Source organism: Nocardia halotolerans (assembly GCF_042650145.1).
Lineage (GTDB): Bacteria > Actinomycetota > Actinomycetes > Mycobacteriales > Mycobacteriaceae > Nocardia > Nocardia halotolerans.
Window position 1 is genome coordinate 236,406 of sequence record NZ_JBHSDL010000007.1, and the last position, 14,539, is coordinate 250,944.

Below are 14,539 nucleotides of genomic sequence, written 5' to 3' on the forward strand. Positions count from 1 at the left end.
GACGGCCGCGCATCGGCCGATGCGCGTTGACCGAGAGGACTCAGAGTGCGGATCTGTCTGATCGCCGCGGCGCTGCTCACGCTGCCGGTGTTGTCGGCCTGCGGAGGTAGCGACGAGGCGCCTGCGGTAACCCAGGCGGAACTGTCGAAGTCACTGCAGGACAAGGGCCTGGGTGACCCCGAACTCGCCGACTGCGCGGCACAGGTGTTCCTCGACTCGGGAATGTCGCAGGACGGCCTGCGCGTAATGGTCGCCAACGGCCAAGCGGGCGAACAGGCCGAACAACTCAGCGAAGAAGACGTATCCAAAGTCGGCGCCGCCCAATCGAAGATCGCCGCCGACTGCGTCAAGCTGGGCGGCTGAAGGCCCCGGCCTCGCAACGCCTGATTTCGCGAGAACATGGGTAACTCACCGGGAACGGGCTGACCCGCCCCCGAACGCGAGGCTTGCCGCCTCCTCTGGCCGCTGCGCACTCGAGTCTGGCCTGAAGTCGCGGAGAGGCGGGTGAGTAACTCGCCGGGAACGGGCTGGCCCGCCCCCGAATGCGCAGCTTGCCGCCTCCCTGGTCTCCACGCACCCGAGTCTGGCCCGAAGTCGCGGGGAGGCAGGTGAGCACATCGGTAACTCACCGGGGACGGGCTGACTGAACCATCGGCCCGTCCGCCGGCCGCACAAAAAAGCCTCTCCGCGTCCAGGTCTGGCCTGAATACGCGGAGAGGCGGTACAGAGCCGATGACGGGAATCGAACCCGCGCTGTCTGCTTGGGAAGCAGAAGTTCTACCATTGAACTACATCGGCTGGATGCGCTCGCGACTCTATCAGATCCGGCGCCGGGCGATGCAAGTCTCGGGGCGGGGCCGCGGGGGCGGCAGGTCTACCAGCACCGTAGCTGCCTACACTGTCCCGGTGCTGCTCTCCGATCGTGACATCCGCGCCGAGATCGCCGCTGGGCGGCTCGGGGTCGAACCGATGATCGAATCGATGGTTCAGCCGTCGAGTATCGACGTGCGCCTCGACGGGCTGTTCCGGGTGTTCGACAACAGTCGCTATACCCATATCGATCCCGCGCAGCAGCAGGACGAGCTGACCAGTCTGGTCGAGCCGAAGCCGGGGGAGCCGTTCGTGCTGCATCCCGGTGAGTTCGTGCTCGGCTCCACGCTCGAGATGTGCTCGTTGCCCGACGACCTGGCCGGGCGGCTCGAGGGCAAGTCGAGCCTGGGCCGGTTGGGGCTGCTCACTCATTCGACGGCCGGCTTCATCGACCCGGGGTTCAGTGGGCACATCACCCTGGAACTGTCGAACGTGGCGAATCTGCCGATCACCCTGTGGCCGGGGATGAAGATCGGGCAGCTGTGCCTGATCCGGTTGAGCAGCCCGGCCGAGCACCCCTACGGCAGTGCGGCGGCCGGGTCGAAGTATCAGGGTCAGCGGGGGCCGACGCCGTCGCGGTCGTACCTCAATTTTCCGTTGTCGCCGATTTCGCTCAACGCCGTCGAGACCCGCTGAGGTCCCACCGACAGGGCGATCCGCAGCAGCTCCGACAGCGGTGGCAGCACATCGCCGGGTGACGGCGGACGCACCCAATGGCAGCCCTCGCGGCTCCACCGGCCCAGGCTGGTCGGCAGCATGACGGCGCTGCCGAGCCCGGGGATGTCGATGTCGAGGCCCGACAGGGTGGCCGCGAGCTCGTCGGTGGGGCGGGCATCGGGTTGGGCCAGCAGGCTCCAGCGGATCTGGCGGGCCAGCACCGGGCCTTCCCGGTGTAGCTCGCGCAGCGCTGTCCACGTCTTCTCGGCGCGGGTGGTGGGTAAGTGCACCACGCAGAGCCGATCGGTGATCGGCAACATGACAAAGCCACCACGCTCGCGCACGGGTAGCCCGAATTCGCACTGGTAGCACCGCACCCAGTCATCGACAGTTCTGGCTTCCACCCTTCCATGATCGCCGCCGCGGCCGTGCGCGACCACTGCCCCGCACCGCCCTTTCACTGCCTCAGACAACCGATTCGGCGAACTTGTGGTGTGTCTCACTGTCGCACTCGTACTCTGGAGGATGTTGTCCATTGGATGAGGTGACGCCGTGGTCGGGGAGTGGACGGGTAGAGAGGCCAGGGCTCTGCGCGATGCCAAACGAATGAGCATCCGGGAGTTCGCGGCTCATCTCGGCGTGCACGAGCGGCTGGTGTCGAAATGGGAGGCCGGTGGGGTGCGGGTCCGCCCGCGCCCGGTGAACCAGGCCGCCCTCGACACTTCGCTGGCCCGTTCCGACGAGGTGGTCCGGGCCCGCTTCTCGGCCCTGCTCGCCCCGGCCGGTGACGCCGATCTGCTCGCCTTCGTCGATGCGGGGGCAGGCAAAGGCACTGTGCCCGAGATGATGTCGGAGAGGGAGTTGATCATGGCGGCTGCGCACGAGGCCAGCGAACACGCGGCCGCCGCGGAGAGCACCAATGTCGGCGCCACCACGCTGGCTCAGCTCGACGCCGACGTGCGGCGCATCGCCAACGAATACGTGCACGCCGCACCCGCCCCGATGATGGTGGAGATGCTGCGGGTGCGGCGGCGGGTGTACCGCCTGCTCGACGGGCACCAGAAGCCTGCCGACACCAGCCACCTGTACTTACTGGCGGGCACACTGTCCGGACTGCTCGCCAACGCGAGCACCGACCTCGGGTATCTCGACGCGGCGGGTGAACAGATCAGGGCGGCGTGGGCGTACGCGGAACTCAGCGGGCACAACGGGTTGCGCGCCTGGACCCGGGGGATGCACGCGCTGATCGAGAACTGGTCCGACCGTCCGCGCAACGCCATCCAGCTGGCTCGCAGTGGGCAGGAGTTCGCGGGCACCGGGCTGGCGCGGGTGCGGCTGCTCAACATCGAGGCCAGGGTGTGGGCGCGGCTGGGCAGCGACACCGAGACCGACCGCTGCCTGCGCGCGGCCGAGGCGGCCACCGGCGACCGGCGCGAAGAACTCCACGACGAGATCGGCGGGGTGTTCGGCTTCTCCGCGCCGAAGGCCGCCTACTACGCCGGTGCCACCTGCATTCAGCTCGGCCGCGCCGAACAGGCGCTGGTGGCCACCGAACTGGCCATCAGCCTCTACAGCAGCGGTCCGCCGCTGCAACGGTCCTACGGCGCCGAATCACTGGCCCGGGTCGACAACGCGGCCGCCCATCTCATCAACGGCAGCATCGACGGCGCCGCCGACGCCCTGCGCCCGGTCCTCGGGCTACCGGAGGACCGCCGCATCGCCCAGCTGAGCGAACGCCTCGTCGGGCTGCGCCGCCGCATCGCCGCACCCACCTACCGCGACGCCGTGGAGGCGCGTGGCCTCGACGAACGCATCGAGGAATTCTGCCTGGAGACCGCCGCCCTGGCCGGCCGGCCACCACCGTGAGCCCGCGCCGGCCGGGGAGGGGGTGAGCGGGTGGCGGGGCATCCCTACCATGGGTCGGGTGAGTCCTCAATTGCCGCACGTGCCGCCGCGCGCCCTCGAGCAGTCGACGAAGCTGCAGAACGTGGTCTACGAGATCCGTGGGCCGGTACACGCGCAGGCAGCGCGCCTCGAGGCGGAGGGGCATCGCATCCTCAAGCTCAACATCGGCAACCCGGCGCCGTTCGGCTTCGAGGCGCCCGATGTGATCATGCGCGACATCATCGCGGCCCTGCCGTACGCGCAGGGGTATTCCGAGTCCAAGGGCATCCTGTCGGCCCGGCGCGCGATCGTCACCCGGTACGAGCTGGTGCCCGGCTTCCCCGAGCTCGACGTGGACGACGTCTACCTGGGCAACGGGGTGTCGGAGCTGATCACCGTCACCATGCAGGCGCTGCTCGACAACGGCGACGAAGTGCTGATCCCGGCGCCGGACTACCCGCTGTGGACGGCCATGACCAGTCTGGCCGGTGGCACCCCGGTGCACTACCTGTGCGACGAGGACAACGGCTGGCAGCCCGACATCGCCGACATCGAATCGAAGATCACCGACAAGACCAAGGCCCTGCTGGTGATCAACCCGAACAACCCGACCGGTGCGGTGTACTCGGCCGAGGTGTTGCAGCAGATCGTCGACCTGGCCCGCAAGCACCGGCTGCTGCTGCTGGCCGACGAGATCTACGACAAGATTCTTTACGACGACGCCAAGCACATCTCGCTGGCCTCGCTCGCCCCCGACCTGCTGTGCCTGACGTTCAACGGCCTGTCCAAGGCCTACCGGGTGGCGGGTTACCGCTCGGGCTGGTTGGCGATCACCGGCCCCAAGGATCATGCCAGGGGTTTCCTCGAGGGCATCGACCTGCTCGCATCGTCGCGGTTGTGCCCGAACGTGCCCGCCCAGCACGCCATTCAGGTGGCCCTCGGCGGTCACCAGAGCATCGGCGACCTGATCCTGCCCGGCGGGCGGTTGCTCGAGCAGCGTGATGTGGCCTGGGAACGGTTGAACATGATTCCCGGGGTGTCGTGTGTGAAGCCGCGTGGCGCGCTGTACGCGTTCCCCCGGCTGGATCCGAACGTGCACGAGATCCACGACGACGGGAAGCTGGTGCTGGATCTGCTGTTGCAGGAGAAGATCCTGATGGTGCAGGGCACCGGTTTCAACTGGCCGGCGACCGACCATCTGCGGATCGTGACGCTGCCGTGGGCGCGGGATCTGGCGGTGGCGATCGAGCGTTTCGGCAACTTCCTGGCCAGCTATCGGCAGTGAGAGCTCACTGTCCGGAGTGCTGACCTGTGAGTTCTTTGGGTGCGTGGCAGGGCCGGTGCCCTGATAGGCACACTGAAACAGACTCGGGGTTCGGAATTTCGCAAGTTTTGATGAGTCACTAGCGCAAAACTCCAGCTTTTGTGTACAGTAGTCCTCGGCGCTTCGGCGCCCGGCCCGGTTGTCTACCCCCCCTGGACAACCGAGAGCCCTACGGTACGCGCGCCTACCCCCCTGGGCGCCTGCCAACGGGCGGCGGAGACATCCCCCTGCTCTCCGCCGCCCTGTACTGTTCCGCCTCTCCGTGAATTCAGGCCAGTCCTGGGCGCGGGGAGTTTTGCGTTGGCGGCCGACTGTTGGCGGCGGGGTGAGTTGGTTCGTTCCCGGCGAGTTACCCATGTGCTCGCCTGCTGCTTCGCGACTTCTGGCCAGACCCGAGTGCGGGGAGACTATGGGAGGCGGCAAGCTTCGCGTTCGTGGCGGGTGAGCCCGTTCCCCGTGAGGTCGCTTCGCAACTTTTGCCAGGGTCGGTTGCGTGGGTGCTGGCGGGTGCCGCGACCAGGTTGAGTGGGTTCGATGGGGGTGTAGCGCGGGGCGTGTGTGCGCGTTCTTGAAAACGGGAACCCTTAAGCTCTTTCGCGTGAGCGAGCATCATCACCACCATCATGATCATTCGGGTCCCATCGCCATCGGGGCTACCGCGGCCAAGGTAGTTGTGGGGCTGCTGGGGATCATCGGGGCGGTGGTGCTGGTCGCGACCGTGATGTTGTGGCCCAGTGCGCAGCATGTCGAGATTCCGCTGCCCATGCAGACGGTGACCGGTGAAGCGTTCCAGACCGAGTCCGCGACCGTGGTCCGCCAGGACATCGGGCCGTGCGGCAGCCCTTCGAACGGGAAGGTGTTCGCGGGGGAGCCGGTGGCGCCGCGAGTGGCGGCCTACACGTGTCAGCGCAGCATCATCGAGATCGAATCCGGGCCGGACGAGGGCAAGCGGACACTGTTCGAAATCGCGCCGGGGCCCGGACAACCAGACCTGCGGGCCGGGGACGAGATCCGGGTGGTGCGCGCGGCCGACCCCGCCGGAATCACCATGTACGGCTTCGACGACTACTCACGTGGCATGTCGCTCACCGTGATCGTGCTCGCCTTCGTCATCGTCATCTGCATCGTCGCGCGCTGGCGCGGATTCCGGGCGATCGTCGGGCTGGGCTTCGCCTTCGCCGTGGTGGTGATGTTCCTCCTGCCGGCCTTGCTCGACGGCAAACCGGCCATACCCGTCGCGCTGGTCTCGGGTGCGCTGATCCTCTACGTGGTGCTCTACCTCGCACACGGGGTGAACCTGCGCACCAGTTCGGCCCTGCTCGGAACACTGGCCTCGATGCTGGTGGCCGCGGTGCTGTCCTGGCTGACGCTGGAAGTCACCAACCTCACCGGCCTGTCCGAAGAACAGAACACCAACGTGGCCACCTACCTGGAACACGTCAGTATCACCGGCCTGCTGCTGGCCGGGTTCATCATCGGCTCGCTCGGTGTGCTCAACGACGTCACCATCACCCAGGCCTCGGCCGCCTTCGAACTCGCCGCCCTCGACGAAGGCGCTTCCCGGCGCGAGATCTTCACCGCCGCGATGCGGGTGGGCCGCGACCACATCGCCAGCACCGTCTACACCCTGGTGCTCGCCTACGCCGGTGGTGCCCTGCCGCTGCTGCTGCTGTTCAGCGTCGCCGGGCGGGCCTTCACCGACGTGCTCACCGGTGACGCGGTGGCCATCGAGATCGCCCGCTCCGCGGTCGGTGGCATCGCCCTGGCCCTGTCGGTGCCGTTGACCACCGCCATCGCGGTGCTGCTCGCCCGGCCATTCGGCGCCACGCAGGTGGCCGTGGCGCCCAAGCGCGCCCGCCACGCCAGACACTGAACTACTGGCTCGGCGGGAAGCCGGGCAGCACCATCGGCGGAATGGTCGGCACGACGATCGGCGGGAGCCCCGGCACCACGGTGAAGGTGTTGGGGCCCGGCGTGGGGGCGTCGGTGGTGGCCGGCTCGCTGTCGACGACCTGCTGAGCCGGGGGCGCGGCGACGGTGCCGTGCACGGCCTCGGTGGTCGGCGCCGAGCGTGGAGACGGGGCGGTCACGCTCGGCCGCGGCACGGTGGTGGCGGGCACCGCCTGCGAATCCTCACTGGAGGAACCACGTTCGAGCACCTGCGGGCCGTAACCGAGGCCGATCCCGATGGCCGCGACCACCACCAGCGAACTCACCGTGAGCACCGCCGCGTTCAGCTCGCGGCGGGGATGGCCGCCGCGGTTGGTGAGCGCGCTGAGCGGGCGCCGGCCACGCGCCGGCGCGGTGAGCCAGGCGGGGGTGGCGTCGTCGATGTCGTCGAGCGCCACGGCGGTCGCCGCGGACGGCGCCTGGGTGACCTGGGCGGGCCGGGCCAGCAGGGCGGCGCCGCGCGCCAGCGCCGTCTCCGGCTCGGCGGGCACGATCACCGGCACCCCGATCGTGCGCTCGAGTACCCGCGCGATCAACGGGATCCGGGCGCCGCCGCCGAGCACCAGCACCGCCTGCACCGGATGCTGCGCGCGGATGATCACATCGCGGGTCATCCGCGCCGACGACTCGATCGCCAGCATCATCAGCGCTTCGAAATTCTCCTGCGTGAGCAGCACCAGCCCCTGCTCGCTGGGCAACGCCACCGCGTTGCTGTGCGACAACTGCTCCTTGGCCGCCCGGCACAGACCGTCCAGCGCCGCCAGGCCCGCCGGATCGGCCGGATGCGCGATCCGGCCCGACGCGATCTGCTGCTCCCTGATCAGCGAATCCAGGTAGTCGCCGCTGATGTCGCTGATCCGCTCGCACTGGTGCACATCGCTGGTACGGGCATCGACCACGCTCACCGTGAGTCCCGAACTGCCCAGGTCGTAGACCGCCAGCGTGGAAACCTCACGCAGATCGGCACTCGCGTGCGCGAAGTGCACGGCGGCAACGGCTTCGGGGACGAGCTGGTAATTGGTGAGCTGCCTGCGTGCCATCGCGGCCCGGATCGCCCTGGCCTGCGGTTCGCTGCGGAAGGTGATGGTGGTGGCGGCGATCTCGGGTGCGGCGGCCAGCGTCGCGGCGATCGCGTCGGCCGCGGCTTCCTCGGCGTGCTGCTCGGGCATCGACATCGACTGCAGCGCGAAGGAATACGGTGCCGTATGGCCATGGGCGCCGTCGTGGCCGCCTTGGGCTCCGCCGTGCTGCGGGCGCGCGAGGCGCACCGCGGCGGCCCCCACCGAAACTCCCAAAACCGCACTCATCAGCTGCCCATCTCGTTGCACGACATGCGGAGCCTGCATACCCGGACAATCGACCGGTAGCCCCCGCTTGGGTCGTCACTCTACGGGGTGCCGAGCCCCGCGTACACCCACCCGGCATCGCGCCAACTGGCACGATCCAGACAATTGCGACCGTCGATGATCGAGCGGGTACGCACCACCGAGTCGAGATCGGCGGGAGTCAATGCGGTGAATTCATTCCATTCGGTGAGGACGAGGACCACGTCGGCTCGATCGCACGCCTCGGTCACCGTAGTGGCGTAATTCAACGTGGGAAACACCCGGCGTGAATTCTCCACTGCCTTCGGGTCGTACACCGTCACGACAGCGCCGTGCAGCTGGATCATGCCCGCCACATTCAACGCGGGCGAGTCCCGCACATCATCGGACTCCGGTTTGAACGCCGCCCCCAGGACCGCCACGTTCGCCCCGAGCAGGGACCCACCGCAGGCGCGGGCCGCCATGTCGACCACCTTGGTGCGGCGGCGCATGTTGATGTTGTCCACCTCACGCAGGAAGGCCACGGCGTGATCAGCGCCGAGCTCGCCGGAGCGGGCCATGAACGCGCGGATGTCCTTGGGTAGGCAGCCGCCGCCGAAACCCAGTCCGGCATTGAGGAACCGGCGGCCGATCCGGGCGTCGTAACCCAGCGCGTCGGCCAGCATGGTGACATCGGCGCCAGTGGCCTCACACACCTCGGAAACCGCGTTGATAAACGAAATCTTCGTGGCCAGAAAGGCATTCGCCGAAACTTTTACCAATTCGGCGGTGGCCAGATCGGTACGCAGGAAAGGGATTTCGGCGGCGATCAGGTCGGCGTAGATCTCACAGATGTGCTGTTCCACCCATTCGGCGAGCTCGCGCTCACGGTCGAGCCCGAGCACGAGACGATCCGGGCGCAGAGTGTCGTGCACCGCGTAACCCTCGCGCAGGAACTCGGGATTCCACGCGACCTCCACCTCGACCCCGGCCTGTTTCCTCGCCCGAATTCCCAGAGCGGCAGCGGTGCCCACCGGCACGGTCGATTTGCCGACGATCATCGTCGGGCGTTCCAGCATCGGGGCGAGCGTATCCACCACGGCGTGCACGTATTTCAGGTCCGCGCCGTATTCGCCCTTCTTCTGCGGGGTGCCGACACCCAGGAAATGCACATCGGCATGGGCCGCGGCGTCCGCGTAGTCGGTGGTGAACCGCAGGCGGCCGGCGGCGAGGTTGCGTTGCAGCACCTCCTCGAGGCCCGGCTCGTAGAACGGCACCACCCCGTCGGCCAGTTTGGCCACCTTGCCGGGGTCCACGTCCACCCCGACCACATCGTGACCCAGCTCGGCCATACACGCCGCGTGCGTGGCCCCCAGGTACCCCGTTCCGAAGACTGTGCATCGCATAGTTCTGTTGGTAAGCGGCCCGCGTGGCTACGCCGCGTCAGCGAGGCAAGGGCGGGCGCAACATCTGGTGTACAGGTGGGAACGGGCGGCGGGGTGGTTGATGTGCGAGCCTTCTACCTGCGGTGATGCGGTTCGGGGTGATGCAACGGTTCGGTTCCTCGGCCGCGCTGCGGGCTGGTGCTCGGTGTGTGCGCGACCCGTCGTGATGGTGCGCCGATCATCCAAACGTCTCGCTACCCTGAACGCATGCGCCGGATCCTCCCGACCACAGGCGCCCTACTGCTCGTGGCCCTGGTCGCCGTCATCGCGCTGTGGCCGGTCTACGTGCGACCGCGTACCGACGCGGCGCAAGTCGCCGATGCGATCCTGGTTCTCGGCGGAGCCCACGACGGACGCGAAGAACTCGGCCTGCGCCTGGCCGCCGAAGGATACGCACCGCGCGTACTGGTCTCCAACCCCTACGAACACAGTCCGATGGTGAACCGGATCTGCCACGGCGGCTACAGCTTCGAGGTCATCTGCTTCGACCCGGACCCGCGCACCACCCTCGGGGAAGGGCGCGCGCTGGCCCGGTTCGGCGCCGACTGGGACCGGGTCATCGTGGTCACCTTCACCCCGCACATCTCCCGCGCCCGATACATCATCGGCAAGTGCTGGGACGGTGAACTCCTCTTCGTAGACCCCCGGCCCCACCTCTCGCCGGTGCGCTGGGCATGGGATTACGCCTACCAATCGGCGGGTTACGTGAAGGCCTGGTTCGCCGACTGCTGAGCGGCACCCGGTTCGCCGGTATCGACCGGGCCGGTGTGATCGCGGATGTAGGCTCGCCCCGCACTCCTGTCGGGGGGAGTCGCCCACAGCGGTCAGTCGACCGCCGGTGTTCCTGTGAACAAGGACTGTCGCGATGAATCATTCTGTGAGAAATGTAGTTTCGTCGATGCGTCGAGTGCCGACGGTAGTTTTCGCGATGGCGGTGCTGGCGGGCGCCGCCGGGTGCGCGGCCCAGGACGGCGCGACATCGGAGTTGCTGCCTACGACCACCCCGGCCGCCGCAACGACCAGTGCGTCCGAACTCATCCCGGGCGCACCCACCACCGAAGCCGTCGCGCCTACCTCCACGCCCGAGCCCGCGCCGGCCGCGATCATGCCCACGGTGATCTGCATGAACCTGCAGGAAGCGCAGAATGCCATCCAGGCGGCGGGAGTGTTCTTCTCCCGCTCCGAGGACGCGAGCGGAAAAGGCCGGGCGCAGGTGATGGACCGCAACTGGACCGTGGTCGCCCAGGAACCCGTGCCGGGTACGCCGATCGGCGAAGGGGAAGCGGTGCTTTCGGTGGTGAAGAAGGACGAACCCAGCCAGTGCTGACCGACAGTGATGCTGTCGGTTCGGCTGTGGGGCAGGGCGGCCGGACAGCAGTGAGGCGCGGATTCCGGGGAATCCGCGCCTCACCGGGTGTTCGGTGTCGAATTGTCAGCTCTTGCGGCCGGGGGCCTTCGCGCCGGACTTGAAGCCGAGGCCGCCGGGCTTGGCGGTCGGCGGGGCCACCGGTGGGGTGCCGCTGCTGTCGGCGGAGTCGGCCTCGGGGGCCGGGTCTGCCTGAGCTTCGGGTTCCGCCGGTGCAGCGGGAGCTGCCGATTCAGCCGGGGCTGCCGATTCAGCCGGGGCTGCCGATTCAGCCGGGGCTGCCGCGGGTTCCGTGGCAGCCGGCTTCGGCGCGCCGGGAGCCTTGGGGCCGGGGCGCTTGAAGCCGGACTTCATGGCCAGGCCCTTGGCGGCGACCGTGGGCTTGGTTTCGGTGGGAGCGGCGGGTTCGGCGGCCGGAGCCTCCGAAGGTGCCGCTGCTGCCGACGTCTCCGAAGCTGCCGGTGCCGCCGGTGCGGCGGACGCAGAGCCAGGGGCCTTCGCTCCCGGAGCCTTGGCCTTGCCCTTCATACCGAGGCCCTTGACCGGCGGGGCGGCCGGTGCCGGAGCTTCGGTGGCCGGAGCCTCGGAAGCGGGGGCTTCGGCGGCGGGAGCATCGGAAGCCGGAGCCTTCGCACCCGGAGCCTTCGCACCACCCTTCATGCCGAGTCCACCGCCGGGTGCCTTGCCGCCACCCTTCATACCGAGCCCCTTGACGGGCGGGGCAGCGGGTGCGGGAGCCGCTTCGGAGGTTTCGGCGGCCGGAGCCTTCGCGCCGGGTGCCTTGGCGGCACCCTTCATGCCGAGTCCACCGCCGGGTGCCTTGCCGCCACCCTTCATGCCCAGCCCCTTTGCGGGAGCGGGTTCGGTGGGGGCGTCGTCCTTCGCGCCGGGTGCCTTGGCGCCACCCTTCATGCCGAGCCCGCCGCCGGGCGCCTTGCCGCCGCCCTTCATACCCAGGCCGCCACCGGCGGGGGCAGCCTTCGGGGCGGCTTCTTCGGTCGCGGTTGCGGTTGCGGCCACGGGGGCCGGTTCAGGCTCGGGTACGGGTACGGGTTCGGCCTTCGGCTCCTGGACGACCACCAGGTTCGCCGACAGTTCGGCGGCATCGATGCGCGTGATCGAGTCCAGCATCAGCTGCGACACGTCCACGACCTCGACGCCCTCGCCCTGACCGTCCTCCTGACGGGCGGTGACGCCGTCATTGAGCATCACGCGGCAGAACGGGCAGCCGGTCGCGATCTTGGTCGGGTTGGTGGACAGTGCCTCGTCCACCCGGTCGACGTTGATGCGCTTACCGAGCGTTTCCTCCATCCACATCCGGGCGCCACCGGCACCACAGCACATGGACCGTTCGCCGTGGCGCGGCATCTCGACCAGGGTCGAGCCCGAAGCTTCCATCAGCTCACGCGGGGCGTTGTAGATCTTGTTGTGCCGGCCCAGGTAGCAGGGGTCGTGGTAGGTGATGTTCTGCGAGACCGGCGACACCGGAACCAGCTGCTTCTGGCGCACCAGGCGGTTGAGCAGCTGGGTGTGGTGCACGACCTCGTAGTTGCCACCGATCTGCGGGTACTCGTTGTTGAGCGCGTTGAAGCAGTGCGCGCAGGTGACGACGATCTTCTTCCTGGACTGCTCCACACCATCGAACACCGAGTTGATGACCTCGATGTTCTGCATGGCCAGCTGCTGGAAGAGGAACTCGTTGCCCGCGCGGCGAGCCGAGTCACCGGTGCAGGTCTCCTCGGCGCCGAGCACCATGAACTTGGTGCCCGCGGTGGCGAGGAGTTCGGCGACGGCCTTGGTGGTCTTCTTGGCACGGTCCTCGTAGGCACCGGCGCAACCGACCCAGAACAGGTACTCGTAGCCATCGAAGCTGTCGGCGTCCTTACCGAATACCGGGACGTCGAAGTCGATCTCGTTGATCCAGTTGAGGCGGTCCTTGGAGTTCTGGCCCCACGGGTTGCCCTTGTTCTCCAGGTTCTTGAACAGACCGGCCAGCTCGGAGGGGAACTCCGACTCGATCAGCACCTGGTAGCGGCGCATGTCGATGATGTGGTCCACGTGCTCGATGTCGACCGGGCACTGCTCCACGCAGGCACCACAGGTGGTGCAGCTCCACAGCACCTCGGGGTCGATCACGCCGTTGACCTCCGGGCCGCCGATCATGGGCCGCTCGGCCTCGGCGCGGGCGGCCTCGGGGATCTTGGCCAGGGCGGCCTCGTCGGGGTTGCCGTCGGCGTCGACCAGGCCGATCTCGTCGCCCGCCGCGTCCTTGCGGCCACCGGCCAGCAGGTACGGGGCAGCGGCGTAACCGTGGTCGCGCAGCGACATGATCAGCAGCTTCGGCGAGAGCGGCTTGCCGGTGTTCCAGGCGGGGCACTGCGACTGGCAGCGGCCACACTCGGTGCAGGTGGTGAAGTCCAGCCAGCCCTTCCAGGAGAAGTCCTCCATGTGGCCGGCGCCGAGGGTGTCGACCTCGGGGTCGACGTTCTCCATGTCGAGGACCTTGCCGTTGGAGATCATCGGCTTGACCGCGCCCAGGGCGACGCCGCCGTCGGCCTCACGCTTGAAGTAGATGTTGGGGAACGCGGAGAAGCGGTGCCAGGCCACGCCCCAGGTGATGTTGCGACCGACCAGGTACAGGAAGGCCATGCCCGACATCAGCTTGACGAAGGCGAAGAGCGAGACCATGGTCGGGCTCGCGGGCAGCAGCTTCGCGATCTGCATGGTGAAGAAGTCGGTGGAGGCGTGCGCACCGCCGTAGGTGGCGAGCTTGCCCGCCTTGACGAAGATCATGCCGAGGCCCTCGATGAGGACGATCGCCTCGATCACATAGGCGGGCAGGAACTTCGAGCCGCTGAAACGCGACAGCCCCGCCGGGATCCGCGGGTGGTTGAGCTGGCGGATGATGATCAGCACGGTGATACCGAGGACGGTGCCGATGCCGAGGATCTCGTCCCACAGGTGGTAGATCGCCCAGTCGCCGAAGATCGGCCAGTGGAACGAACCGTCGAAGGTCTGGCCGTAGGCCTCGAACCAGAGGATCGCACCGCCCATGAACCCGATCATGACCAGCCAGTGCGCCCAGCCCACCGTGCGGAACTTGTTCATCCTGGTGTGGGCGAGGAACTCGACGACCATGGTCTTGAACCGCGGGAAGAACGGTCGCCACCGGTCCGGTGCGGACTGGCCGATCGTCACGGCTTTGCCGATGTTCCATGCGCCGCCGAGGAACGACGCCCAACAGAACAGGCTGAGCACAGCTCCAATCGTGCCCAACGTGATTGTCAGGGCATTCATGTCGCGACCTTTCTTTAGAGGCAACACGAGGGTCCGGGGTGAGACGGACTCACCCGGTTGGCTCGTATCGTAACCGGCACTAAGTTACCGGCCAGTAACTACCGCTGTCCACCGTAGGATCGACATTTGCGCTCTGACCTTGTTCGCTGCGGTTCGTCCCGGATTCTGCCCTGTGGGCAATGTCACACAAATATTTGCCCGAAAGCTCCGGTGTTCACCGGTGAACACCGTAAACCGTGAGTGATCTGCGCGGCAGCTAAGGACAGGCTTACCCGTTCGGTAACGATTTCATGTGACTTCTACGGTCTGCGTCCATTACGCTCCTACTGTTCTGCATGCTGTGCCGGTCTTCACACTGCTCGGGGAGAAGTAGGCGACGTCTCATTAGGAGATGCCTACTTGACGAGTCTCGCGTGTCGCGGATCGCACGCGCATCACACCT

Annotated in this window: 11 protein-coding genes and 1 tRNA gene; 7 read left to right on the forward strand and 5 right to left on the reverse strand. The window is 67.7% G+C overall.

Features of this window, described 5'->3' with window-relative positions; all coding sequences use genetic code 11:
• The first annotated feature begins 45 nt into the window (after positions 1–45).
• Positions 46–363: a hypothetical protein gene (locus tag ACFO5K_RS08305; protein WP_378558348.1), complete on the forward strand. Its 318-nt coding sequence runs from the start codon at positions 46–48 to the stop codon at positions 361–363.
• 364 nt (positions 364–727) lie between these two features.
• Here the strand turns inward: ACFO5K_RS08305 and ACFO5K_RS08310 are convergent.
• Positions 728–798 (reverse strand) — tRNA-Gly (locus tag ACFO5K_RS08310).
• A 108-nt stretch (positions 799–906) separates the two neighbouring features.
• Between ACFO5K_RS08310 and dcd the strand changes: the two genes are divergently transcribed.
• Positions 907–1,506: a dCTP deaminase gene (gene dcd, locus ACFO5K_RS08315; RefSeq protein WP_378558351.1), complete on the forward strand. Its 600-nt coding sequence runs from the start codon at positions 907–909 to the stop codon at positions 1,504–1,506.
• On the opposite strand, the gene ACFO5K_RS08320 is transcribed toward dcd, so the two are convergent.
• Positions 1,425–1,931, reverse strand: coding sequence for a hypothetical protein (locus tag ACFO5K_RS08320; RefSeq protein WP_378558353.1), 507 nt, complete (start codon positions 1,929–1,931; stop codon positions 1,425–1,427). The genes dcd and ACFO5K_RS08320 overlap by 82 nt on opposite strands.
• Before the next feature lie 202 nt (positions 1,932–2,133).
• On the opposite strand from ACFO5K_RS08320, the gene ACFO5K_RS08325 reads away from it, so the two are divergent.
• The 3 genes from ACFO5K_RS08325 (at position 2,134) to ACFO5K_RS08335 (ending at position 6,608) form a co-directional block, all read left to right on the forward strand.
• Positions 2,134–3,393: a helix-turn-helix domain-containing protein gene (locus ACFO5K_RS08325; RefSeq protein WP_378558355.1), complete on the forward strand. Its 1,260-nt coding sequence runs from the start codon at positions 2,134–2,136 to the stop codon at positions 3,391–3,393.
• Positions 3,394–3,442: 49 nt separating this feature from the next.
• On the forward strand, positions 3,443–4,696 hold the full coding sequence (locus ACFO5K_RS08330) for a pyridoxal phosphate-dependent aminotransferase (RefSeq protein ID WP_378558357.1): 1,254 nt from the start codon (positions 3,443–3,445) through the stop codon (positions 4,694–4,696).
• 637 nt (positions 4,697–5,333) lie between these two features.
• Entirely contained in the window at positions 5,334–6,608 is a 1,275-nt protein-coding gene (locus tag ACFO5K_RS08335; RefSeq protein WP_378558359.1) for a YibE/F family protein, read from the forward strand.
• A gap of 1 nt (position 6,609) precedes the next feature.
• Here the strand turns inward: ACFO5K_RS08335 and ACFO5K_RS08340 are convergent, their stop codons facing one another.
• Positions 6,610–7,992, reverse strand: a complete 1,383-nt coding sequence (locus tag ACFO5K_RS08340) for an Hsp70 family protein (RefSeq protein ID WP_378558361.1) — start codon at positions 7,990–7,992, stop codon at positions 6,610–6,612.
• Between the two features lie 80 nt (positions 7,993–8,072).
• Positions 8,073–9,395, reverse strand: a complete 1,323-nt coding sequence (locus ACFO5K_RS08345; RefSeq protein ID WP_378558364.1) for a UDP-glucose dehydrogenase family protein — start codon at positions 9,393–9,395, stop codon at positions 8,073–8,075.
• Between the two features lie 246 nt (positions 9,396–9,641).
• On the opposite strand from ACFO5K_RS08345, the gene ACFO5K_RS08350 reads away from it, so the two are divergent.
• Together ACFO5K_RS08350 and ACFO5K_RS08355 are read left to right on the forward strand one after the other, a co-directional pair.
• Positions 9,642–10,166 carry a YdcF family protein gene (locus ACFO5K_RS08350; protein WP_378558367.1) on the forward strand — a complete coding sequence of 175 codons (525 nt, stop codon included), beginning with the start codon at positions 9,642–9,644 and terminating at the stop codon, positions 10,164–10,166.
• A gap of 175 nt (positions 10,167–10,341) precedes the next feature.
• Complete coding sequence (locus ACFO5K_RS08355) at positions 10,342–10,761, forward strand: PASTA domain-containing protein (protein WP_378558370.1); 420 nt, start codon at positions 10,342–10,344, stop codon at positions 10,759–10,761.
• Between the two features lie 105 nt (positions 10,762–10,866).
• Here ACFO5K_RS08355 and ACFO5K_RS08360 read toward each other — a convergent pair whose 3' ends face one another.
• A complete protein-coding gene (locus ACFO5K_RS08360) occupies positions 10,867–14,097 on the reverse strand; it encodes a (Fe-S)-binding protein (RefSeq protein ID WP_378558373.1) in 3,231 nt (1,076 codons plus the stop codon).
• Positions 14,098–14,539 lie beyond the last annotated feature (442 nt).